The organism is Marinobacter fonticola (genome assembly GCF_008122265.1).
GTDB classification, from domain to species: Bacteria; Pseudomonadota; Gammaproteobacteria; order Pseudomonadales; family Oleiphilaceae; genus Marinobacter_A; species Marinobacter_A fonticola.
In genome coordinates this window covers 1981030-2003733 of sequence record NZ_CP043042.1, presented here as the reverse complement: position 1 = coordinate 2003733, position 22704 = coordinate 1981030, and the positions used below count along the sequence as shown (strand labels likewise).

The 22704-nt window shown below is 57.9% G+C and carries 21 protein-coding genes; 4 read left to right on the top strand and 17 right to left on the bottom strand.

What is annotated here, in order from left to right:
- Positions 1-327: 327 nt before the first annotated feature.
- The 4 genes from asd to leuC all read right to left on the bottom strand — a co-directional run bounded on the left by asd (position 328) and on the right by leuC (position 4813).
- Complete coding sequence (asd, locus tag FXO11_RS08885) at positions 328-1443, bottom strand: aspartate-semialdehyde dehydrogenase (protein WP_148862646.1); 1116 nt, start codon at positions 1441-1443, stop codon at positions 328-330.
- Positions 1444-1639: 196 nt separating this feature from the next.
- Positions 1640-2713 carry a 3-isopropylmalate dehydrogenase gene (gene leuB, locus FXO11_RS08880; RefSeq protein WP_148862645.1) on the bottom strand — a complete coding sequence of 358 codons (1074 nt, stop codon included), beginning with the start codon at positions 2711-2713 and terminating at the stop codon, positions 1640-1642.
- Between the two features lie 19 nt (positions 2714-2732).
- Positions 2733-3383 carry a 3-isopropylmalate dehydratase small subunit gene (leuD, locus tag FXO11_RS08875; RefSeq protein WP_148862644.1) on the bottom strand — a complete coding sequence of 217 codons (651 nt, stop codon included), beginning with the start codon at positions 3381-3383 and terminating at the stop codon, positions 2733-2735.
- 2 nt (positions 3384-3385) lie between these two features.
- Positions 3386-4813, bottom strand: coding sequence for a 3-isopropylmalate dehydratase large subunit (leuC, locus tag FXO11_RS08870; RefSeq protein WP_148862643.1), 1428 nt, complete (start codon positions 4811-4813; stop codon positions 3386-3388).
- A 224-nt stretch (positions 4814-5037) separates the two neighbouring features.
- On the opposite strand from leuC, the gene FXO11_RS08865 reads away from it, so the two are divergent.
- Positions 5038-5904 carry a LysR family transcriptional regulator gene (locus FXO11_RS08865; RefSeq protein ID WP_148862642.1) on the top strand — a complete coding sequence of 289 codons (867 nt, stop codon included), beginning with the start codon at positions 5038-5040 and terminating at the stop codon, positions 5902-5904.
- Between the two features lie 7 nt (positions 5905-5911).
- On the opposite strand, the gene FXO11_RS08860 is transcribed toward FXO11_RS08865, so the two are convergent.
- The 10 genes from FXO11_RS08860 to FXO11_RS08815 form a co-directional block, all read right to left on the bottom strand.
- Positions 5912-7045, bottom strand: coding sequence for an MFS transporter (locus FXO11_RS08860; RefSeq protein ID WP_227546094.1), 1134 nt, complete (start codon positions 7043-7045; stop codon positions 5912-5914).
- 76 nt (positions 7046-7121) lie between these two features.
- A complete protein-coding gene (gene aroC / locus FXO11_RS08855) occupies positions 7122-8222 on the bottom strand; it encodes a chorismate synthase (protein WP_148862640.1) in 1101 nt (366 codons plus the stop codon).
- Positions 8223-8247: 25 nt separating this feature from the next.
- Positions 8248-9144, bottom strand: coding sequence for a 50S ribosomal protein L3 N(5)-glutamine methyltransferase (gene prmB / locus FXO11_RS08850; RefSeq protein WP_148864855.1), 897 nt, complete (start codon positions 9142-9144; stop codon positions 8248-8250).
- Positions 9145-9242: 98 nt separating this feature from the next.
- Positions 9243-10361 carry a patatin-like phospholipase family protein gene (locus FXO11_RS08845; RefSeq protein WP_148862639.1) on the bottom strand — a complete coding sequence of 373 codons (1119 nt, stop codon included), beginning with the start codon at positions 10359-10361 and terminating at the stop codon, positions 9243-9245.
- 5 nt (positions 10362-10366) lie between these two features.
- A complete protein-coding gene (locus FXO11_RS08840) occupies positions 10367-11281 on the bottom strand; it encodes a DUF4892 domain-containing protein (RefSeq protein WP_148862638.1) in 915 nt (304 codons plus the stop codon).
- Positions 11278-12192, bottom strand: coding sequence for an alpha/beta fold hydrolase (locus FXO11_RS08835; protein ID WP_148862637.1), 915 nt, complete (start codon positions 12190-12192; stop codon positions 11278-11280). The genes FXO11_RS08840 and FXO11_RS08835 overlap by 4 nt, the downstream gene beginning before the upstream one ends.
- 18 nt (positions 12193-12210) lie before the next feature.
- The gene (locus FXO11_RS08830; protein ID WP_148862636.1) at positions 12211-12561 is read right to left on the bottom strand and encodes a PilZ domain-containing protein; all 351 of its coding nucleotides are present in this window, start codon (positions 12559-12561) and stop codon (positions 12211-12213) included.
- A gap of 413 nt (positions 12562-12974) precedes the next feature.
- The gene (holB, locus tag FXO11_RS08825) at positions 12975-13994 is read right to left on the bottom strand and encodes a DNA polymerase III subunit delta' (RefSeq protein WP_148862635.1); all 1020 of its coding nucleotides are present in this window, start codon (positions 13992-13994) and stop codon (positions 12975-12977) included.
- 42 nt (positions 13995-14036) lie between these two features.
- Positions 14037-16040, bottom strand: coding sequence for a transglutaminase TgpA family protein (locus FXO11_RS08820; RefSeq protein WP_148862634.1), 2004 nt, complete (start codon positions 16038-16040; stop codon positions 14037-14039).
- The gene (locus FXO11_RS08815; RefSeq protein WP_227546092.1) at positions 16040-17053 is read right to left on the bottom strand and encodes a DUF58 domain-containing protein; all 1014 of its coding nucleotides are present in this window, start codon (positions 17051-17053) and stop codon (positions 16040-16042) included. The genes FXO11_RS08820 and FXO11_RS08815 overlap by 1 nt, the downstream gene beginning before the upstream one ends.
- A gap of 202 nt (positions 17054-17255) precedes the next feature.
- Here FXO11_RS08815 and FXO11_RS08810 point away from each other — a divergent pair, with 202 nt between their 5' ends.
- Positions 17256-17870 carry a hypothetical protein gene (locus FXO11_RS08810; protein WP_148862632.1) on the top strand — a complete coding sequence of 205 codons (615 nt, stop codon included), beginning with the start codon at positions 17256-17258 and terminating at the stop codon, positions 17868-17870.
- Positions 17871-18010: 140 nt separating this feature from the next.
- Here FXO11_RS08810 and FXO11_RS08805 read toward each other — a convergent pair whose 3' ends face one another.
- Both FXO11_RS08805 and FXO11_RS08800 read right to left on the bottom strand, forming a co-directional pair.
- Positions 18011-18865 (bottom strand): DUF6160 family protein, encoded by an 855-nt coding sequence (locus tag FXO11_RS08805; RefSeq protein WP_148862631.1) that lies wholly within the window; start codon positions 18863-18865, stop codon positions 18011-18013.
- A gap of 178 nt (positions 18866-19043) precedes the next feature.
- On the bottom strand, positions 19044-19619 hold the full coding sequence (locus tag FXO11_RS08800; RefSeq protein ID WP_227546091.1) for a hypothetical protein: 576 nt from the start codon (positions 19617-19619) through the stop codon (positions 19044-19046).
- Positions 19620-19724: 105 nt separating this feature from the next.
- Here FXO11_RS08800 and pabB point away from each other — a divergent pair, with 105 nt between their 5' ends.
- Complete coding sequence (gene pabB, locus FXO11_RS08795) at positions 19725-21068, top strand: aminodeoxychorismate synthase component I (protein ID WP_227546090.1); 1344 nt, start codon at positions 19725-19727, stop codon at positions 21066-21068.
- Positions 21069-21137: 69 nt separating this feature from the next.
- Here the strand turns inward: pabB and thrH are convergent, their stop codons facing one another.
- A complete protein-coding gene (thrH, locus tag FXO11_RS08790) occupies positions 21138-21761 on the bottom strand; it encodes a bifunctional phosphoserine phosphatase/homoserine phosphotransferase ThrH (protein ID WP_148862630.1) in 624 nt (207 codons plus the stop codon).
- 207 nt (positions 21762-21968) lie between these two features.
- On the opposite strand from thrH, the gene FXO11_RS08785 reads away from it, so the two are divergent.
- A complete protein-coding gene (locus tag FXO11_RS08785) occupies positions 21969-22694 on the top strand; it encodes a phosphoadenylyl-sulfate reductase (RefSeq protein WP_148862629.1) in 726 nt (241 codons plus the stop codon).
- Positions 22695-22704 lie beyond the last annotated feature (10 nt).

Below are 22704 nucleotides of genomic sequence, written 5' to 3'. Positions count from 1 at the left end.
AGGTTGGATGACTATCGTCTTTCGATCTTATTATTAGGCAAATCTAATTTTTTGATTGCGAAAGTATTGTTGATAAAGCCCGGTTTATCAATCAATCAGAGATATTGTTTGTAAGTGTTCTTAAACAAATGTTCGGAACATCCTGTGCCTGCTGACGAAACACCGCATAACATTTCAAAACTATGACACCAAAAGCGACATAACCCTAAAACGAACAGGGGCGAAAGCTTAATGCAGCTTTCGCCCCCTGGCTCAAGTCTTTAAAACAGACACGGTTAGCATTTCTGCTTTATGCCTGATTTGAATGCGGAATACCGCCTAGACTGCCTACTTCTCCTGCAGGATACGCAACATCCGGCGTAGAGGCTCTGCAGCCCCCCACAACAGTTGATCGCCTACCGTAAACGCGGAGATGTACTCCGGTCCCATGGCCAGCTTGCGGATCCGGCCAATCGGTACACTCAGCGTCCCTGTGACCTTCGCCGGGGACAATTCGCTGATGCTGGCATCACGATCATTGGGAATGACCTTGACCCATTCATTGGACTCGGCCAGCAGCGATTCGATCTCGCTGACGGGCAGGTCTTTGCGCAACTTGATGGTCAGCGCTTGACTGTGGCTACGCATGGCGCCAATACGAACGCAGATACCGTCGATGGGAATGGGGTTATCACTGCGTCCCAGGATCTTGTTGGTTTCGCTCTGCGCCTTCCATTCCTCTTTGCTCTGCCCGTTATCCATCTGCTTGTCGATGTACGGAATCAAGCTGCCGGCCAGGGGCACGCCAAAGTGATCCACCGGGAAGCCACCGTCACGCATGGTTTCGGTGACCTTACGGTCGATTTCAAGGATTGCGGAGCTCGGGTTCTCAAGTAGTTCGGCAACACTGCCGCGCAGACCACCCATTTGCTCCAGCAGTTCGCGCATGTTCTGCGCGCCAGCGCCGGAAGCCGCCTGATAGGTCATCGGGCTGATCCACTCAATCAGGTCGTTTTCCAACAGACCGCCGAGCGCGAGCATCATGAGACTGACGGTGCAGTTACCGCCAATGTAGTCCTTGACGCCACGTTCAATCGCATCGTCAATCACCTTGCGATTGACCGGATCCAGCACGATCACCGAGTGATCGGCCATACGCAGCGCAGATGCGGCGTCGATCCAGTAACCGTCCCATCCGCTTTCGCGCAGTGGGCCGAATACCTTGTCCGTGTAATCGCCCCCTTGACAGGTCACGACCACGTCCATTTCCCGCAGCGCGTCCAGATCGAATGCATCCTTCAGGGCCGGAACGCCGGATTTACCGACGTCGGGCGCCGCCTGGCCCGCCTGGGATGTAGAGAAAAAGACCGGATCGATGTCCGCGAAATCATTTTCTTCTTGCATGCGATGCATGAGGACGGAACCCACCATGCCTCGCCAGCCTATAAGTCCAACTCGCTTCATGTGCGACTCTTGAACCTCTTCTGTGCCAGCCCGCTTCCCCTTTCGCCGGGAAAGGACCGGATGAATGATCCTGCGATGACGGCATCTTGTCAGCGTCAGGTCTTAATGTCTGATTAGGGCACCGATGCACAACTTAGGGCACTGATGCACAAGCCGACTCAGCTCTGGCGTCAGAACCCTCTTATGCAGCGAGACCTTAGAGGGCAGCCAAAACCGCGTCGCCCATTTCCCGGGTACTTACGCGGGTTGCCCCTTCAGACATAATGTCTGCAGTGCGAAGCCCCTGATCCAGCACGGCGCTGACAGCAGCCTCGATGGCCTGGGCCGCTTCCTCAGCCTGCAGGCTATATCGAAGCATCATGGCTGCAGACAGTATCGTCGCCAGGGGGTTGGCGATACCCTGGCCAGCAATGTCCGGAGCGGAGCCATGGCAGGGCTCGTACATGCCCTGCTTTTCCGCATTCAGCGATGCAGAGGGTAACATACCGATAGATCCGGTGAGCATCGCCGCTTCATCGGAAAGAATATCACCAAACATGTTGCCGGTCACAATCACGTCAAACTGTTTCGGTGCTTTTACCAGTTGCATGGCCGCGTTATCGACATACATATGAGACAGCTCGACGTCCGGGTAATCCTTCGCCAGCTCGTTCATGATTTCCCGCCAGAGCACGGTCACTTCCAGCACGTTTGCCTTGTCGACGGAGCACAGTTTGCCATTGCGCTGCTGGGCCGCCTCGAACGCGACCCGACCGATACGGCGGATCTCGGATTCGCTGTAGACGTAAGTGTTGTAACCCTGGCGCTCGCCGCCCTCAAGCTCGCGCACACCGCGGGGCTGGCCAAAGTAGATCCCGCCCGTCAGCTCGCGCACGATCAGGATATCCAAGCCGGATACGACCTCCGGCTTCAACGACGAGGCAGACGCCAATTGCGGGTAAAGAAAAGCCGGACGGAGATTGGCGAACAGTTCCAGGTTTGAACGCAGTCCCAGCAGCCCTTTTTCCGGGCGCAACGCCATCTCCAACCCGTCCCACTTCGGCCCACCGACCGCACCCAGCAGGATGGCATCCGACTTCTGCGCCTGCTCCAGCGTTTTCCCTGGCAGGGGCTCGCCAGTAGCGTCTATCGCGGCGCCGCCAACGTCAGCGGTGGCGAACTGCAAATCCAGTTCGAAACGTTCGTTGATCCTGCGCAGTACCCGCTCGGCTTCAGCAACGATTTCCGGCCCAATGCCGTCTCCCGGCAACAACAATACGGACTGACTCATGTGATTTTCCTTAACCCGATTATGCATTAAACGAATCGAACAACCAGGGCGCGCTTTTTCGCCGGGCGGCCTCGTATTCCTGAATGGATTCGCCATCCTCCAGGGTCACGCCGATATCGTCGAGACCGTTGAGCAGGCAGTGCTTGCGGAACGAATCCACTTCAAATGAAAAGCGCTCGCCTGACGCCGTTCTGACTTCTTGGGCGTCAAGATCGACTTCAAGCTGAAAGCCCTCCTCACGCTCGACTTTCTGGAAAAGTCCATCAACAATTTTTTCTTCAAGAACAATGGGTAGCAATCCATTCTTAAAGCAGTTGTTGTAGAAAATATCGGCAAAACTCGGCGCGATAATGACGCGAAAGCCGTAATCGTCCAGCGCCCATGGCGCATGTTCACGGCTGGAACCACAACCGAAGTTACGGCGTGCCAGCAACACACTCGCCGCCTTGTAGCGCGGCTGATTGAGAATGAAATCCGGGTTCAGCGGACGCTGGGAACAGTCTTGGTCCGGTTTACCCTCGTCCAGGTAGCGCAACTCATCGAACAGGTTAGGTCCGAAACCCGACCGCTTGATCGACTTGAGAAACTGCTTGGGAATAATCATGTCCGTGTCCACGTTGGAGCGATCCATCGGGGCCACGATGCCTTTGTGTTGGGTAAATGCGCGCATGGTTAGGCTCCTTGCTGGACGAATTCACGAACGTCGGTGAAATGACCTGTGATAGCTGCCGCGGCCGCCATCGCAGGGCTGACCAGGTGCGTGCGTCCGCCGAATCCCTGCCGACCTTCAAAGTTCCGGTTTGACGTGGACGCACAGTGTTCGCCCTGTCCCAACTTGTCGGCATTCATCGCCAGACACATAGAGCACCCCGGATCACGCCACTCCAGACCGGCCTCGAGAAAGATCTTGTCCAAGCCTTCCTGTTCCGCCTGGGCCTTTACCATGCCGGAACCCGGTACGACCATGGCCTGCTTAAGCAAGGGCGACACTTGGTGACCTTTGACTACTGCCGCGGCTTCACGCAGATCCTCAATACGGGAGTTGGTGCAGGAGCCGATGAACACGCGGTCCAGTTTGATATCGCGGATGGCGGTGTTCGGCGCCAGCCCCATGTACTTGAGCGCCCGGACAATGCCCTCTCGCTTGATCGGATCGGCTTCACGCTCGGGATCGGGCACCTGGCCATCCACGCCGACGACCATTTCCGGAGACGTTCCCCAGGTCACCTGTGGCTGGATATCCGGGCCTTCCAGCTCCACCACCTTGTCGAACACAGCGTCATCGTCGCTGTGCAAGTTCCGCCAGGAGGCCACCGCCTTGTCCCATATCTCGCCTTTAGGCGAGAAAGGACGGCCCTTCACGTAGTCGATGGTGGTGTCGTCGACGGCGACCATGCCGACCCGGGCACCCGCTTCGATGGACATATTGCACATCGTCATGCGTGCTTCCATGGACAGATCACGAATTGCCTCGCCACCGAACTCGATAGCGTAGCCTGTACCGCCGGCGGTTCCGATACGGCCAATAATGGCCAGGATAACGTCCTTGCCGGTGACGCCCGGTCCCAGCTTACCGTTCACCTTGACCAGCATGTTCTTCATCTTCTGCTGGACCAGGCACTGGGTTGCCAGTACGTGCTCTACCTCCGACGTACCAATACCGTGGGCCAGCGTGCCAAAGGCGCCGTGGGTGGAGGTGTGGCTGTCACCGCAAACGATGGTCATGCCCGGGAGCGTCGCGCCCTGTTCCGGACCGATAACATGCACGATACCTTGGCGCTGGTCCTTGATCTTGAATTCGAGAATGCCGAATTCGTCGCAGTTTTTGTCGAGTGTTTCCACCTGGATGCGGGATACCGGGTCGACAATCCCTTCGATGCCGCGGTCGCGGTCGGTGGTGGGGACGTTGTGGTCCGGCGTAGCCAGATTGGCATCCAGGCGCCACGGGCGACGACCAGCCAGGCGCAAGCCCTCGAACGCCTGGGGCGACGTGACTTCATGCAACAGATGACGATCAATATAAATCAGCGCAGAGCCGTCGTCCCGCTGCTTCACCAAGTGATCGTCCCACAATTTATCGTATAAGGTTTTGCCAGCCATTAGGGCCTCCAAACACGTTACCGGTATACAGCAACGTTTCTCATCAGGTTGTTATCGATGAAGTTATGATAGCGCTCGCCATATGATAACCTCAATTCATGTTTCTTATAGAATGCATTCCTGAATGGAATTCATGGTCGCTTACCTGGAATGGGATGCCCGCCATGACATTAAAAATGCACCCTCTTCCATCAGGGAATTAAAGTCTTACCATCGAGGTTTCTATGGACACCCAAGCGCTCGCTGCGTTCATTGCCATTGTCGACCACCGGTCCTTTTCCGAAGCCGCGGAGGCCCTGCATCTCACTCAGCCTGCGGTGTCCAAACGTCTCGCCTCGCTAGAAAATCAGATCAGCTCGCCTTTGATAGAACGGGGCCAACGCAGCCTCGCCTTAACCGAGGCAGGCCAGCGCCTCCTCCCGTACGCCCGGCGCATCCTGGACGAACTACACAATGCGCGTCTGGACCTGGCGGCGTCGACCGGTCGCATTGGCGGCCGCCTGTCGGTCATTGCCAGCCACCATATCGGGCTACATCATCTACCGGCGTGGCTTAGGCGACTCAATCGGGAGTTTCCCGACGTCGCATTGGAGTTACAGTTTATGGATTCGGAAAGCGCCTTCGACCAACTTAAGCGCCGCACGTGCGAGTTAGCCTTCGTTACACTAAACGACGCTATGGACCGCCACTTCGATATTCAGGCCCAGTGGCAAGACCCCATGGTGTTCATCGTCGGCCTGACCCATCCACTGGCGTCATATGAAAGCCCTGTATTGGCCGACCTCGCCGGATACAGCGCTTTATTGCCGGAAACCAACACCGCCACGTTTCGCGTGGTAAGCCGGCTATTTCTGACAGAGAAGCTCACCTTGCGGCCACAAATGCCGACCAATTACCTGGAAACCATCAAAATGATGACAAGCGTAGGCCTGGGTTGGAGCGTTTTACCGGAGAGCATGGTGGATGGATCGCTGCATGTACTGCCGATTAAGCATGAAGTCTCCCGCATGCTTGGCGCTATAGGCCTCCAGGGCCGTGCGCTGAGTCCCGCGGCGGGCGCGCTACTGGACATCGTTCGTGAACTGCATTAGCGGGCTGTCAATGCGCTACTCGAGGCGGTGAACGCAGCCAGATTGCAGCGATGACCAGGGCCAAAGCGATCGCACTGGCGCTACCCCAGAACGCCGCAACCGTACCATACCCCTCCACCAGGAGGCCCGACAACCAGGCGCCAGCGGCGCCGCCTGCCCCAAACGTCAGGCCACTGTAAAGCGCCTGCCCCTGACCGTGGTGCTGAAAGCCGAAATAGCTATGGATGTAGTTCACCGACACCGCGTGGAGCGCTCCGTAAGAAGCCGCATGACAGCATTGGGCGAAGATCAGGACAGGAACGTTCGTAGAATACTCCGCAATCAAAATCCAACGCAGCAAGGTCATTCCCAGGGCCGCCAACGCAATGGTCCGTACCGTAAAGCGATCGAACACGCGGTGCATCACGATGAAAAGCACGATTTCAGCCGCGACGCCCAGTGACCAGAGCAGACCGACGGAGAATTTGTCGTAACCGAGATCTTCAAGGTGGATGCTGAAAAACGTGTAGTACGCCCCATGGGAGACCTGGAGCAAAATGTTCATGGCGAAGAACGCCATCACCGACGATTGCAGCAGAATGGCTTTGAAATTGCCCGAGCCATCATGGGGCCGGGTTTTCCCCTGGTTCGACGGCACACAGAAAGCGGCGACAACGATACCCAGGAACAGCGGCATAAGCAGAGCCGGCAACCAACGCATATCGACGTATTCGAGGATCAGGCCGATCAGCGCAACGGAGGCAATGAAGCCTACACTGCCCCAGAGCCGCACCCGGCCGTAGCGGGCCCGATCCGCTCCCAAGCCTTGGAGGGTAATCACTTCATAAAGCGGAAGCACGGCGTTCCAAAAGAACGTAAACGCCAGCATGACCAGCATCAGGCCATAGAAACCGGGTTCGAGGAAGACCCCGGTAAAAAAGAGCGCGCCGGTGACCGACCCAACGCGGACCAGCTTTACCCGCTGACCGGTGCGGTCGCCCAGCCAGCCCCAGAGATTGGGGGCGACGATCTTGGTGAGCTGGATCGTCGCCATCAGCGTTGCTATTTGCAGGTAACTGAAACCCCGGTCTTCCAGGTAAAGCGACCAATAAGGCAGTAGCGCTCCCAGCAGCGCAAAGAACCAGAAGTAAAGGTTAGACAATCGCCAGTAGATAGCAGCCTCCCCCTTTTCTGTGGCCCGTTTCGTTAGCCCGTCCTTGTGGCCCGGTCACCTATTACTACCGGCGCCCTTTTTCAATGTCCGGGGTAGTGATACTGACGTCGGCATTTTGTGCCCGGTGGCGAAGATAATGATCCATCAGCACCAGAGCCATCATGGCTTCGGCAATGGGCGTGGCGCGGATACCCACGCACGGATCGTGACGCCCGGTGGTGACGACCTCGACCGGGTCGCCGTTAACATCGATGCTCCGTCCCGGCAAACGCAGGCTGGAGGTGGGCTTCAACGCGATACTGGCCAGTACCGGCTGGCCTGACGAGATGCCGCCCAGTACACCGCCCGCATGGTTGGATAGAAAACCGTCTGCGGTAAGTTCGTCCCGGTGCTCGGTGCCCTTCTGTGTCACACAACCAAAACCGGCACCGATTTCCACACCTTTTACGGCATTGATACTCATCAGCGCATGGGCCAGATCGGCGTCGAGGCGATCAAAAACGGGCTCTCCCAGGCCCGGAGGAACATTTTCGGCCACCACGTTAATGCGCGCGCCAATGGAATTGCCCTCCTTGCGCAGGGCGTCCATGTAGTCCTCCAGCTCCTGAAGCCTGTTGGCATCGGGACAGAAGAAAGGATTCCGGTGGACCTGATCCCAGTCCAGGTGCTCGATCGTGATCGGACCCAGCTGGCTCAGGTAGCCGCGAATCCGGATGCCCAAGCGGTGCTCCAAATACTTGCGGGCAATGGCGCCCGCAGCAACACGCATGGCCGTTTCGCGGGCAGAAGAGCGACCGCCACCGCGATAATCCCGCACACCATATTTGTGCATGTAGGTGTAATCGGCGTGAGCAGGCCGGAACTGATCCTTGATTTTGGAATAATCTTTAGAACGCTGATCGGTGTTTTCGATCAGCAAGCCGATTGGCGTGCCCGTGGTCTTGCCCTCGAACACACCGGACAAAATACGCACTTCATCCGGCTCGCGCCGCTGCGTGGTATGGCGCGACGTGCCCGGCTTGCGTAGGTCGAGGTCGCGCTGCAGGTCAGCCTCCGACAGTTCCAGACCCGGCGGACAGCCATCGACAATAGCACCCAGGGCCTGGCCGTGGCTTTCCCCGAAGGTGGTCACCGTGAAGAGCTTTCCAAAGCTATTTCCAGACATAATTCAGATTCTTATGCTCGTTTCTTCAAATATTTTCGAGATCGCTGCGCGTCAGCAGGAAAACGCCGTCGCCGCCTTGCTCGAACTCGATCCAAGTGAACGGAACCTCCGGGCGGGCATTTTGTAGAGCAACCCAGCTATTACCTACTTCAACGATCAGCAGACCGTTCTCGGTCAGGTGATCTTTCGCTTTGGCCAGAATGCGGAAGGCAATATCAAGCCCGTCGTCACCCGCTGCCAATCCAAGCTCCGGCTCATGCTGATACTCGGCCGGCATGCCGGCCAGATCCTCGGCATCCACATACGGCGGGTTACTGATAATCAGATCGTAGCGGCCCTCGATACTGTCGAGTACGTCCGAGCGTACCGCTCGCACCCGATCACCCAAGCCATGCATGTCGATATTCGCCCGCGCGACATCCAGGGCGTCTTCGGAAATATCGGCAAGATCGATCTCGGCGTCATCGAATACCGTCGCGGCGGCGATACCGATACAGCCGCTGCCGGTGCATAGATCAAGGATACGATTGACCGGTGTATCGGCCAGCCAGGGCTGAAACTCGGCCAGAATCAGCTCGGCAATCGGTGAACGCGGAACCAACACGCGGGCATCCACCTTGAACGGCAGCCCCATGAACCACGCCTCTTCCACCAGATAAGCCACCGGTATACGGTCTTCGACACGGCGCTCGATTCGTTCAAGGAGTAGCTTGCGCTCCTCAAGCGTCAGTCGTGCGTCGAGGAACACAGTGTTGTTTTCCAGCGGCAGCGACAGGCTACGCATCGCCAGGTGAACCGCTTCGTCCCACGGATTGTCGGTGCCGTGGCCATAGTAGATGTCCGAACCCGCAAAGCACGTCGTGGCGTAACGTAGGAAGTCGCGGATAGTCTGCAATTGTTCAACGTGCTGTGGTGACACCAGTAACGATCCCGTGGGCAAATTAGAGCCTGCATTATACGCAGGTTTGCGCCTTTTTGTGGGGAACGATGACGGTAGCGGCGCCTCCTTACTAAAGTTCCTTAGGGCGCCAGCGGGCCGGAGCTGTTTTCGTCATTTTCAAACCGATCAAGGGCCGCTTCCATACGTTCGCGGCCCAGCAGGATCATTTCCGGGGCTTTATGGTAATCGTAGGTGCGGCAAGCGTCCTTGGGTACGTTGACCAGCATGTCCGGCGGATAGCCGGCAATCTTGTACTGAATGAGGGCGCTCTGCATCGTCTCGATCGTCATGTTCATAATATCGAACTTGCCGATCCCCAAACGGTCCCAGGCAATGGTTTCGGTGCCGTCGCTGAGTTCGCGTGCCTGTTCTTCCACTTCGTGCGGCTCAAGCTCGAGCTCGTCCTCCTCCCCGCCAACCGGGTCCGGCGACGCCCGGCCGCCAAAGGAGCGCAGCACCTCCCAGTCGAACCAGCGTGAGGCCGTCGTGCGCATGCGATCAAGCCAGTCATCCTGCCCTGCGCTCTCTCTAAGATAAATATCGTCGGGAAGGCGGTAGGTACTGCGGTTCTCGCCTGAGAGGTTGACTGCGAAGATATAGTCGGCATGAGCTGCAATGGTCGGGACGATCGGCAGCGGGTTTAGCAGCGCACCATCGACAAGGACCCGCCCATTGAAAACCACCGGCATAACAATACCGGGGATGGCAATCGAAGCCCGGATAGCCTGGTGCAACGGCCCTTCCTGGAACCAGATTTCCTTATGCGACAATAGATCGGTGGCGACGGCCGTATAGGACACCGGCAACGCCTCGATCTGGGTATCGCCGATCATTTCCCTGACGACTGAAAAGACCTTCTCCCCCCGGATGGCTCCGGCAGGCGACAAAGAGAGGTCAAGCAGCTTGATGACGTCGAACTGCTTGAGACCGGTCACCCAATCCTTATAGTCCTGCATTTTCCCGGCGGAATAGACGCCACCGATCAGAGCGCCCATGGAGCAACCGGCGATGGCGACGATATCGTACCCACGCTCTTCCAGAACTTCGATCGCCCCAATATGGGCGTAGCCCCGTGCGCCGCCGCTGCCCAGCACCAGCGCACAGGTGCGCTTGCGCTTTAGTTCCTTGGGCTTGGGAGCTGCCTTTTGCTCACTCTCCGGCTTTTGCTCACTCTCCGGCTTTTGCTCACTCTCCGGCATGCGGATCAGCTCCCTTCGGTCAGGATATCCTTGATAACGACGATCTCAAGGCGGTTACCATTGGCCCGTGCGTCCTGCACGGCCGTCATTGCCGGACCGGCATTGACGAACAGTTGCTGCTCCCGCGGAATGCCCAACCGAACCAACAACGCTTGCATGGAATCTCCCACCCGGGCGGCGCGCGCCAGGGCTTCGTCAATCGTTTCCTCCGTACCCAGCACAACATGGCTAACGATCATCACCGTCGCACCGGGATCTTCGGCCCAGCTTACCAGCTTCTCCCGGGCGTCAAGGTCCCAATCGAAACGATGGGTAAGACGGCCACTCCAAGAGACATACAGCGGTCCCAGGATTCGCCCCGCTTCAGGCGACAGGGCCGCCACCGAGGTTTCATCCTGGATGGTTAATTCTTCCAACCAAAGATAGTCACGCTTGTTACCGCGGGTGATGGTATACATCAGCACCAGGCGCAGATGGCCCTGCTCGTCCCGGTAGGAGTAGGCCGAATAGGCTTGGTCGCCGTCGCGGCCATACAGCGTCGCCTGATTGAAGATGCCATTGGCCCAAACGTTGCTGCGTCCGCAGTCGCGGCCCGAGCAGCTAAATAGCGTGCGGCTTTCACGACGTGCCAAGGATTCCCGGTAGAATTCGCTCACACGCTCAAGGGATGAATCCGGATCGATCCGCAGCAATCGCGCTTGGCCCTCGACATCCAGGCGAACCTCGAGATCAGCCCGGATCTCGTCGTTCACTTCCCGCACCGGGCTCAGCAATACGCGGTGGTTGGCACTATCGATATCGACTTTATTCTCAACGGTCGCCATCGGGAAGACCGGTAAACTATCGGCCGATACCAGGGCGGGCGCCAGCACCAAAACGACGGTGCCCAGGCCGAGAGTTAGGTGTTTTAAAATGCTCATTTTTGATCCAAAAATACGCGAATAGCCTCAATAACCGGTTCCACATCGCCATCAAGGTGACAGTGATGGGTTCCGGGCACGCACACTTCCCTGAAGTCGGAAATCAGTCCCGACCGGTTGCGCCAGTTTTCGCGTCCGCCCAGCAACCCGTCTTCCGCCCTGACAAAAAGCGTAGGCGATTCGATAGCCGTCAAGAAACCCTCAACCTGAGCCTCATCGAACCGTGTTAGCGAGGGATAACGCAGGCGTGCATCCGTTCGCCACTGATAGCCGCCGTCAACCTCCCGCAGATTGCGGGGCACCAAGAGATTCGCGGCCTCCGATGACAGCGGGCTCAGGCCTCCGGCGCGAATTTTTGCGGCATCCTGTAGCGAGCCGTAGGTCATCGACTGGCCTGATCCGCGCAACAGTTTGGTAATGCCTTTGCGTAATTGGCCGGCGGACTTTTCCGGGGCGAGCGTCAAAGGCCCGAGGCTATCGATCATTACCAGTCGCTCGACGCGCTCGGGGAAACTGGCGGCATAGATAGCGCCAAGGATGCCGCCCAACGAGTGCCCGACAATATGTACCGGCCCTTCGAAATGGGCATCGATCAGCTCAGCGACATCGGCTACATAATCGACGAGTGGATAGGCTTGGCCGGGCGCCCGATGATCGGAATGGCCGTGGCCCGGCAAGTCGATGCAATGCACCGGTGCCAGGCGAGATAATTCAGGCGCAATACGGGTAAAGGTCGCCGCGTTATCCAGCCAGCCATGGAGCCCGATAATGGGTGTGGCATGCGTCGGAGAGTTCGGAGCCTGCCAGCTTAGTCCGCGCAGCGTCAGATGCCGCAGCGGCCATACCTTTTCCAAGCTTGTGCACGCCACCGGGCTCTCCTTGCCGACTGGGGAGGATTCATTGATAGTCATGGAAAGCAGCCAACCCGCTTACATGGTATGGGTCGGGCGATCCGAACCCAGCGCTCCGGCCAGATAGGCCTCGATCTTGTTTTTTGCAGTCTCGTCGTCGCCGGTAAACTGCACCCCGATACCGGCAGCGCGATTGCCCTGGGCACCCTTGGGGGTAATCCAAACCACTTTGCCCGCCACCGGAAGCTTCTCGGGTTCATCCATTAGGTTAAGTAGCAGGAAGACTTCGTCGCCAAGTTGATACTGTTTTTGGGTCGGAATGAACAGGCCGCCATCCTTGATGAACGGCATATAGGCCGCGTATAGAACGGCCTTATCCTTGATCGTAAGCGTCAAAATACCGCTGCGCGCGCCAAAACCTGGGCCCATTGTGCCTTCCTTCCATCGGTACCGAATCGTTAGCCGGATAACTCGCCAAAGCTAACGTTAATGTCATCAATCTTAGCAGCCCTGGCCCACATGACGAAGCCCGAATGCATTAGTGCACGGTTTGGTTAATTCGCTGACTTAATGAGGCCCTGAGAATCTGGATAGCAAGGCGCGGTGATGAGGGTGTGGTGGTTCCACATCGAGTCGCCGCAACGCCGCTAGCCAGATTCTCAGGGCCTCCCTTCGGGCGAGCTTCTGAAGGCTTTGGATCTGCGTTGCTGCTCTTTGACATGGAACCACCATGCCTGCAGACCAGCGCCTTGCCCAAAGCCTTCAGAAGCTCGCAGTAAGTCAGCGAATTAACCAAACCGTGCACTAGTGCACTGTCCCGAAACCCAGGTTTGTCCACAAACCTAACCGGCTCGCTGTTTTCGCGGCATAAACGTTAGCCATGCGAGCAAGAGCCGTTCGATCTCCAGATCGGGGTTTACGTTGTAAGTCAGCCCCGCACGCGCCTCCGCAATATCGCCGAGGATACCGTGTACCCGGTGCGGCGGGTTATGCGTCGCGAGATAGCTCAGGATATCCGCCACTTCGGGATCCTCCGGTTCACCGCCCACACCAAGACGGGCAAGATCGGCCGCCCAACGCTCCATGAGCCCGAGGCTATTTTCCAGGCCCAGTTTGACGAAGGGCTTCGTCGCCTCTTCCGGGGCCAGGCGGGATTTCAGGAACTGCCGAAAGCTGTTCAGGCAGGCCTCAACGCCACCCACGAAACCGTCATCGATATAGTCGCGTGCCAACAGCGGGGCGCCATTGGCGAGACGCAATGCCCGAGCCTGCAGGGCCACATCGACCGGCTCGGACTCCGGGCGCTGGGCCAAAGCCGAGGCCAGCCAGTCGGCAGCCGTATCGGCGTCGGGTCCCGGCAGCAGAACTGACTGACACCGGGACCGGATCGTAGGCAGCAATGGCTTCCCGGCCTGCTGAAGCAGGATCAGCGTTACGTCGGGGCTGGGCTCCTCCAGCGTCTTGAGCAGCGCGTTAGCGGAATTGATATTCAACCGATCCGCGCTGTCGAGAATAATCACCTTATGCCGGGCCACCTGTGGCGACGCAACGGCAAACTCGCCCAGCGCCCTCACCTGATCCACCTTGATCACGCGGGAATCTTCCGGGCGATAGGTGCGTATATCCGGGTGGGAGGCCGCAGCGACTAACTCGCATTGTTTACAACGGCCGCACGGTGCTGTCCCGCGCTCCGTGCCTTCGCAAACCAATCGCTTGGCCAGGAGTCCGGCAAGGGGGCTCTTGCCGATGCCGTTGCGGCCCTCGAACAGCAGGGCGTGAGGAAGACGCCCCAGGGTCCAGCGCTCAATAAGGCGCTCCCATTGCGTCTCAAGCCACGGAAGTTCGTCAATGCGTTCGATCAAGTCAGCCTCAACTGTCTGTTGCACTGTTGCAAAGGGCAAGGGTTACGATGCACGCCTTAGCTGGCGCAATACGCTTCGCAAGCGGCGATGGTCGTCGTGGCTCAGCGGGCCCGAGCCATAATAGTGATTGTTCATAGCCCGCGCAAAAGCCTGATGCAATCGCGCATATCCTGGCTCTTTCTCTGACGCTCGCGAGGCCAACGCCGCGGGCGTATCGGACGGCTCGGTGCGAACACCGCGTTTGTGTAGGAGGCGCTGCCATTCGGCCATGAGTTTAAGCGCCGGATCTTTCGTTCGGCCGGCTCTGTTGCGCCAGCCGGCCCACAAACCGGCAATGACCAACGCGCCGCCCAACACGCCGGCCGAGATATACCCCAAGTCCCGCAGCGAAAGGTTGCCGGGCAAACGGGACATCAGGTTCATCTGGGTCTGCCCCTGATAACCGACCACCCAGCGCTGCCATTCGTAATTAACTTGGTCCAATCTGAGCGAAAGCCATTGCAACAGCGCCATGTCGCCATACTTTTGGGGCGACGCCCACTCATTTTCCAGGAACGATCCTTCCTCGGCCATCGCCTGACGCAACCCCGATTCGACCCGGTCTGGAGCGATTGCAGCCGTTGGGTCGACCCGCACCCACCCGGAACCATCAACCCAGGCCTCAACCCAGGCATGGGCGTCATACTGCCTGACAATCAGGTATTCACCGTTGGCGCCAGGACTGCCGCCCTGATACCCCACGACGATACGCGCAGGTATACCCGCCGAACGCAAAAGGAAAGCCGTGGCGCTGGCGTAGTGCGCACAAAACCCACGTTTGGCATCGAACATCAGCGTGTCGACGGCATCCTGTGGCATTTGCGGCGGACGCAACGTATAGAAGTAGGATTGCTGACGGAACCGCTGGAGCAGCGAATCGATAAACGCAGAGTCAGATGCTGTGCCGTCGCGCAAGGATGCCGCCAACGTCCGTGAACGGGGATTGCCCTCCGCCGGCAAGTGCAGGTAACGCTGGCGCTCGCGAGGACTCAGAAACGCGTCGTCATTCTTGCGCCCATCCATAGCCATCCGGTAGCGAACGGCTGTGTCGGCGGGCCGCTGGAATCGAAACACGCCGGTGGCTGTTTCCTCTACGTTGTCGGAGACGACGCCCGAACCTTCCAGGGCAAACGCCCAGGGCTGGTACGTCGGCTCTAACAGGACATCGTACTCCCCGTTCTGAAGCGGGCCGATACCGCCGTCGGACTGCACCCGTCCCGCGCGTTGGCGGACATCCACCTGCCATTGTTCCCAGCGACCGTCCACGAATCGGTCCAGGATCAGGCCACGCCAGTAACGCTCACGGTGGGCCGGGATCCGGCCACCAAAGGTCACGCGAAATGCGCGCTCGCTACTTTGCGCCAGATTGGAAATAGAACCGGGCTCCATCTGGTCGGATATCCCCGTCTTCGCTTCTCCCGACACCAGCGGCACGCTCCACAAGGGGGCCATCCGGGGAAAGAAAACGAAGAGCAGCACAACCACCGGTAGTGTCTTCAGAAACAGCACACCCAGCCGCTTCCAGCCCGAAGACGCGACATTGGGCACATCCGGGGCATTCAGAATCTGCAGACCAACCAGCAGAATGAAGATGCCGGCAAGGCTCAACAGCGTCCATAAGATGCCCTGCTGGAACAGGAAGTTAACGGCGGCCAAATAGCAAAGAATAAAGAAAAGAACGTAGAAGTCCCGTGCCGTCCGGGTTTCCAACCATTTGAGTCCGACCGCCAGCACGAAGAAGGACGCCGCTGTCTCAACCGAGAACCGGCCCTGTACCGTCATTACGTAAACCGCAATCAGGCTCAGCATGATCAGCGTGCCGACCAGTCTGCCGGGCAGCGCGGCGCGTCCGGTTTGGGCCAACCAACGCCAGGTCGCAAGGGCCAGGCACGCGACGATAAGCCACCAGGGCAGGCGATCCCACTGGGGCACCAATAGCATTCCGAAACTGACCAGCAGCCAAACAATGGCTTTGGAGGGTAGCGCCTGCGCGGTAACAGCTTGCATCAGGGGATCTCCGCGTAGAACGTGTGGCCTTTGCCTGCCGAAGTGCTGCCGCTCAAGGTGGAGGGCGTTTCGGCGTAGCCCTGCAGCCCCAGAGCACGCAGGCAGCGCAGACGATGCGCACTGCCCTGGTCCAGTTCGACGCTCAGCCCCGGCAAGCGAAGACCATAGACAACGCCTTCCCTGCAACGGGCTTCTACCAATGCCGCCAGGTAACTCAAGCGCAACTCCCGATCTGCGCCGGGAAACGCGTCATAATCCAGCCAAACCGGTTCGCCGCTCTCGCCTTCCCAATCGGCGATGACCATTTCGCCGGTTCGCGCATACCGCTTCCACTGCACGCGTTGACTAAGATCCCCTTGCCGCCACGGGCGAAGGTCCGCATGAGAAAGGTCGTCGGATTTACGCGGCTGACTATTTCGATCGCCCTCTTCTTCCCCGCCCGCCGCGTATGGCGGCGTGACCGGGCGTGGATAACAAACACCGGTGGATTCGGGCCGCATCCAGGACCAGGCTTTGAGCAAACCGAATGGAAAACGTGTGTCTATCTTTATGTCCCCTGCCGACACCGGGCCACGTTTCCGCGCAAGCACAGGCACGTCGAAATCCAAAACCTCACCCGGCGGAACATTGATCCGGACGGTTTCTTTCTCCGGCGTGGTGAACCGGATCGCATACGCCTCGTCATGGGACGTCGCCCTGAGGCGAAAGTTCAGCCTCTCGCCGGGAAAGCCCTCGCTGGCCGACACCAGCGTTAGCGTCAGGCCAGCCAGATTGCGATGGGTCTGATGCATCGCCGCAACGAATATCGCGCCCAGTATGAAGGTCAGCAAATAGATAAGGCTGTTCTGGTAGTTAATGCCCGTCATCAGCATGATCAAGAGCAGCAAACCGAAGACGGCACCCGCGCCTGAAGGCAGGATGAAAATGTTCTTCCGCGTGAAGTGCTGCTCGTCGGATCTGGGGATCTTGCGATTCACCCATAGACGCCAACGCTGTCTGATACTGCCTGTCATGGGTTCTTCCGGCCGACGCATGAGGGAGCCACTGAATGCTCCTGAAGAGTTGATCACATTTCCACCACAAATGACTTGAAATGTGCGAAATCGATCCAAATACTGTACCAAAGGCTCTCCTATTTCTCCCTTCTTTGGTGCCATGGATAGGGAGATGGATCGCCCGATATATTGCCTCGCGAGGGGCTCACAGGAGCGCGTTATGTTTACCCGCACACTGATTGCCACGGCAATCGCATCGTCCTTAGCGCTACCCGCATGGGCCGGGGTTGAGAGCCTGACCTCCGAGGAGATGGTCGACACTTACATTCAGGATTCCGCCATTATCGTTGTTCCGCGGGCGCAACAGAAATCGGAAGCGGAAAAGCGGCGGATCATTCGTTCGCTGACCATCTCTCCGGGTGAACCGGCGATTGAAGAGTCCGAGGAAGAGGCATACGCCAATATCCTAAGGAAAGCGCAGTACGAGGGTCAGGACGATGCACTGCAGGAAGCGGAGGAAGAGTTTATTCGCCGCGCGTTACTGCAGCCTATCGAAGAAGCCGCCCGCGCCCAGCCAGTCGCTAACCTGACACCATTCGTTCCGCCGGTTATCTACGGCCAGCAAATGGAAATACCGGACGAACCCTTCACCCAAACCTTCCTGAACGATCAATTGGGTATCGGCTTCGATGGCCAGAACGTGAATTTTTCCATCGGCAACCCGCCGGGCATCAATCAGATTCCGATTCCGCAGGGGATCAATGAAGGGCCGGTGCAGCTGACGCCACGGCCAGGCGGTGGTTTTGATCTCTCAATAGCGGTGCCGGATCGGTAACCTGGTCTTACGGTCCTTTATGCCGACAACGAGCCAGTCGATTGACTGGCTTTTTTGTGTCTTGGTCTTTCATTTGTTTAGCTCAGAAACAAGAACGCCCCGCGAATGCGGGGCGTGTTCACTAGAGAGCCTAGGCTGAATTACTCGTGGCCGTAAACCTTCATAGTGGTCTGGCTGATAACCAGGTTGTCCAACTGGATTGTACCGATAGACGTACCACCGATTTCGGTAGCAGCTACGTTGATATCCGTAGCGAACTGGGGAACTTCGATCTGCAGGGCGTCGCCGTTTGCAGAGCCAGTGCCAGTCGCCTTGCTGATGGTGATCTGTGCAGCAGCGAACAGGCCGGCCGCAGTAGTCGGCTGACCGTTTTCAGCGACTTCTTCGAAGAAGTTAGCACCCATGACCTGCATGCCGCGGATGTTAACGCCCAGGAAGTCCACATCCATATCCATGTTGGTGATGTTGAAGGCAACATCGGTGATCAGGTGATCGGTTTCGGTGTCAACGCGGATATCCAGCTGCGCCAGGTTACCGACGATGCCGATATTGCTGGCGAGCAGCGTGGAGTTCGAATCGGTTGCGTTAGCCGCAGAAACGCCCTGGGCGCGCAGTGAAGCAGACTCGATACCCACGGTGAAGTCGATAGGCACCTGGCCATTGACGTTACCAACGTGAATGACAGCGTCACCGTCGGCTTCAACGTCGATGTCGATCTTCAGGTCATCCAGAAGACCGTCAACACCCGTGATGTTGCCGTCCGCATCAGTGACAAGATTGCCACCACCGATGTGGATGCCGCTTACTGCGAAGCTACCTTCGTCCACGTAGCGGAACTCACCCACGTCAACTTTGGTTTCCAGTTCGATGGTCACACCCGCCTGACCGGTGACGTTGCCCATGGCACCGTCGTCAAGTGCTCTCAGCTCTGCCTGGGCAGCGAACGGGGCAGCCGCGATTGCGGATGCAAGTGCAAGTTTCTTCAGGCCTTTCATAGTGTTCTCCTTAACGGAAAATTGTTGTTGTTCCAATGCGGTCTGTTTTGTTTTGTTACCGCACGATTCAAAGCGTAGTTCGATCAGGTCGCTGGTTCCGTGACCATATTCACAGTCCCAATAATCACATTGTCGGACAACCCTAGGACTCTGAAGGACTGTGATTGAGTCGATGAGGTTATTCCGCAGCCTCACCGCTGCCCTCTTCGCCCTCTTTCTTAAAATTAAAGATGGAAGGCTCGGACTCTACCGTCACCGGCTCGCCAAAAACCGTTTTACCGTCCTGCAACGTGTATGGCGTCAGCTGCGCCAGCGTGGGCCCGAAGATATGCTCCATTTCAGCAACTAACACGTAGTCTGCTCTGGCTTCCTGGTTCGGATTGTCCGCCACATAAACCAGGCAGGTGGCCCCCACATTTCCCTTGCCCACAAGTACCCGTAGACTGCGGCGCATAATTTCCAGCGCAATATCCGGACGCATCTGCTCGATTTTGTCGATCCTGATCAACCGGATCTCTCCACCCCGGTCGGCAACCACGGCAAATGCCTTGATCGGCTCGTCCGCTGCAAGACGCGATGAGGCGCTCTCCATCGCCCGCTTGTACATAGTCTGGAACTGCTCCTGGGCAAACTGCTTTATCTCGGCCTTGCTAAGCGCATTGCCCGGCTCCTGCGAAAACGCGTGGCCGGAAAAAACGCTCAGCATCATTAGAAAAATAAGCTGGGTGGACAGTCGTTGCTGGATGACTCGCATGCCGTACTCCTCGCGAATTCTTGTTATGGGTGTCAATCTGCATACCTGTTTGCGGTATCATGCCTCTCCGCTTCGCATGAGCAACTCAGGCTTTACAGGTTCAGCGTGCCATCATCCCTAAAAGAAATTCCCGTTTCTGCCAAATGTGCGGCACTTTGGGCGAATCACCTGGCCTCCGAGGCGGGCTTTGCCTATATCCACCGCGTAGACGGTTCTGCCTTCCTCACTGCCTGGCCGATACGTACCTGGCGCTTGCCCTCCGGAACCGAGGCTTGGCGCCAGACATTAAGTGAATTGAAGAAGGCCGAGAGGGATTTGGTGGCCGGAGATTCAGCGAGCGACGGGGCGGAATTATTCACCGGTGGGTTGGTCGGCGCGGTTGACTACGAAGCCGGCAAACAGACTGTCGCCGGTTTCCACTCTATGGCTCCGGCGTCGCGCGACCTGGGCTGGGTCGGCCAGTACCTCTGGGGACTGAACTTAACCGCGGCACCCGGTCGTCAGGCGTCATTGGCTTTCCACCCCGACTGTCCGCAGACGATCATCGACGCACTGCAACCGCTCATCGCTGGCCAGCCCCCCGCAGACGCGCCGGCGCTGACCTTCAGGATCACCCAACCGTTCCAGCCCGACCAGACTCAGGCCCAGTACCAACAGAGTGTCAGGCGTATTCTGGATTACATTCTCGCCGGCGACTGCTACCAGGTTAACCTGTCGCAGCGGCTCTCAGGGCGCTTCACCGGGCAGCCGTTCGTCGCCTTCAATGCACTGGTAGAAGCCATTCCCGTGCCCCACGCAGGTTACGTGGATACCGGGCCCTACCAGGTTCTCAGCATCTCTCCGGAACGCTATCTGCGCATCCGCAACGGCACCGTAGAAAGCAAGCCGATCAAAGGCACACGGCCCCGTGGCGATTCAGCCGACGAAGATCGGCAACAGTGGGATAACCTCTCTGCCAGCCTCAAGGACCGCGCCGAGAACCTGATGATCGTGGACCTAATCCGCAACGACCTCTCACGTTTCTGCAAGCCGTTTTCGGTGAAGGTGCCCAAGCTTTTCGAGATCGAGAGTTACCGCAATGTCCATCAACTGGTAAGCACCGTCACCGGCGAGCTGGAAGATGGCGTGTCTTTGATTGACACCCTGTTCTCGGCTTTTCCCGGGGGCTCCATCACCGGGGCGCCCAAGCGGCGGGCCATGGAGATTATCGACGAACTCGAACCCCACGAACGGGGGCCCTACTGCGGCAGCGTTTTCTATATCAGCGCAGAAGGGACCCTGGAGAGCAATATCGCCATTCGCACGTTGATGACACAAGCCGATGGCGCAGTCATTTGCTGGGGTGGCGGTGGCGTTGTGGCGGATTCTCAGCCCGAGGCGGAGTACGAGGAGTCGTTGACCAAGGTGCGTCGGTTGATGGAGACGCTTGAGGGAATTGTGGCTGGATAGCGGGCACCTTCGATGCCTCTTCAGGTTCGGAGCAGCCCACCGGGCTGCGACGACCTGAGCACTGATGTCCTAGTGTGCCGTGCGGTTAATTCGCTCACTCAGCTCTTCGAACTTTCGGCGCAAGTCCGCAAAGGTGTGGACCGCCGGGAACTGCGGGAACTCGTCTATCACATTCTGCGGCGCATGGAACAGGATGCCCGCTTCCGCCTGCTTCAACATGGTCGTGTCGTTGTAGGAATCCCCGGCGGCGATCACGCGGTAGTTCAGCAGCTGAAACGCGCGCACAGACTGGCGCTTGGGATCTTTCTGGCGCAGCAGGTAATCTGTAATACGGCCGTTCTCGTCGACTTCCAGCTTATGACACAGCAGTGCCGGATGGCCCAGTTTGGCCATCAATGGCATAGCAAACTCGTAAAAGGTGTCCGAGAGGATGACCACCTGGAAACGCTCACGCAGCCAGTCGAGAAACTCACGGGCCCCTTCGAGCGGCTCCAGCGTACTGATCACGTCCTGGATTTCCGGCAGGCCAAAGCCATGCTGGTCGAGTAGACGCAGACGCTGTTGCATTAGCACGTCGTAATCGGGAATGTCCCGGGTGGTCGCCTTCAATTCCTCGATGCCGGTTTTCTCGGCAAACGCGATCCAGATTTCCGGGATCAGGACCCCTTCCAGGTCAAGGCAAGCAAGTTCCACAGGTCACTCCTAATTGACGTCGGCCGCAAACAGCCTTTGATAAGATAGTTTGGCGAGCGGTTGCGAAGGCACCCGCCTTTAGCGGCCCTATCATAAGGAAAAGAATGCCGAATTGCACCGCGGATATAACCTTATGAAAGCTCGTTACTTTTGCTTCGGCGGTGCCGGTGTTAGATTCTCAGCACAGCTCATAATGCGATGAATATCATGGAATCCATAACAGAACTGAATGAGAGACTGAACGGCCAATCCCCCCGCGCCATCCTTAAGCACGCCTTCGGACACTACGATTCAATCGCGGTGTCTTTTAGCGGCGCGGAAGATGTCGCGCTGATTGAGATGGCTCACAAGCTGACCGACAACCTGAAGGTATTCACACTGGATACCGCGCGCCTCCATGCGGAAACCTATGCCTTTATCGAACGCGTGCGTGAACACTACAACCTGAATATCGAGATCCTGTTTCCCGACGCCACCGAAGTGCAGGAATTGGTATCGGAGAAAGGCCTGTTCAGCTTCTACCGGGACGGTCACAAGGAGTGCTGCGGCATCCGCAAGGTGAATCCCCTGCGAAGAAAACTTGCTACCGTCGATGCCTGGATCACAGGCCAACGTAAGGACCAAAGCCCGGGTACCCGCAACGACGTGCCGATCGTTCAAATCGACGACGGGTTCTCCACGGCGGACAAGCAGCTGGTGAAATTCAACCCGCTGGCCAACTGGAGTTCCAAGGAGGTGTGGGACTACATTCGGGTCACTGAAGCCCCTTACAACGAGCTGCACGAGAAAGGCTTCGTCAGTATTGGTTGCCAGCCCTGCACTCGTCCGGTACTGCCCGGCCAGCACGAGCGCGAGGGCCGCTGGTGGTGGGAAGAGGCAACACAGAAGGAATGCGGACTGCATGCCGGCAATCTGATTGCCTCGGAGAAATAGCATCGGCCTT

Bases quoted from the DNA above. Each gene is read 5' to 3' on its own strand.
- FXO11_RS08845 (WP_148862639.1), bottom strand. From the start codon at position 10,361: ATGCCGGAGAGTGAGCAAAAGCCGGAGAGTGAGCAAAAGCCGGAGAGT.
- FXO11_RS08820 (WP_148862634.1), bottom strand. From the start codon at position 16,040: ATGCAAGCTGTTACCGCGCAGGCGCTACCCTCCAAAGCCATTGTTTGG.
- FXO11_RS08865 (WP_148862642.1), top strand. From the start codon at position 5,038: ATGGACACCCAAGCGCTCGCTGCGTTCATTGCCATTGTCGACCACCGG.
- leuC (WP_148862643.1), bottom strand. From the start codon at position 4,813: ATGGCTGGCAAAACCTTATACGATAAATTGTGGGACGATCACTTGGTG.
- FXO11_RS08810 (WP_148862632.1), top strand. From the start codon at position 17,256: ATGTTTACCCGCACACTGATTGCCACGGCAATCGCATCGTCCTTAGCG.
- FXO11_RS08835 (WP_148862637.1), bottom strand. From the start codon at position 12,192: ATGACTATCAATGAATCCTCCCCAGTCGGCAAGGAGAGCCCGGTGGCG.
- FXO11_RS08800 (WP_227546091.1), bottom strand. From the start codon at position 19,619: ATGCGAGTCATCCAGCAACGACTGTCCACCCAGCTTATTTTTCTAATG.
- leuD (WP_148862644.1), bottom strand. From the start codon at position 3,383: ATGCGCGCATTTACCCAACACAAAGGCATCGTGGCCCCGATGGATCGC.
- aroC (WP_148862640.1), bottom strand. From the start codon at position 8,222: ATGTCTGGAAATAGCTTTGGAAAGCTCTTCACGGTGACCACCTTCGGG.
- FXO11_RS08785 (WP_148862629.1), top strand. From the start codon at position 21,969: ATGGAATCCATAACAGAACTGAATGAGAGACTGAACGGCCAATCCCCC.
- FXO11_RS08840 (WP_148862638.1), bottom strand. From the start codon at position 11,281: ATGAGCATTTTAAAACACCTAACTCTCGGCCTGGGCACCGTCGTTTTG.
- FXO11_RS08815 (WP_227546092.1), bottom strand. From the start codon at position 17,053: ATGACAGGCAGTATCAGACAGCGTTGGCGTCTATGGGTGAATCGCAAG.
- leuB (WP_148862645.1), bottom strand. From the start codon at position 2,713: ATGAGTCAGTCCGTATTGTTGTTGCCGGGAGACGGCATTGGGCCGGAA.
- FXO11_RS08830 (WP_148862636.1), bottom strand. From the start codon at position 12,561: ATGGGCCCAGGTTTTGGCGCGCGCAGCGGTATTTTGACGCTTACGATC.
- FXO11_RS08805 (WP_148862631.1), bottom strand. From the start codon at position 18,865: ATGAAAGGCCTGAAGAAACTTGCACTTGCATCCGCAATCGCGGCTGCC.
- asd (WP_148862646.1), bottom strand. From the start codon at position 1,443: ATGAAGCGAGTTGGACTTATAGGCTGGCGAGGCATGGTGGGTTCCGTC.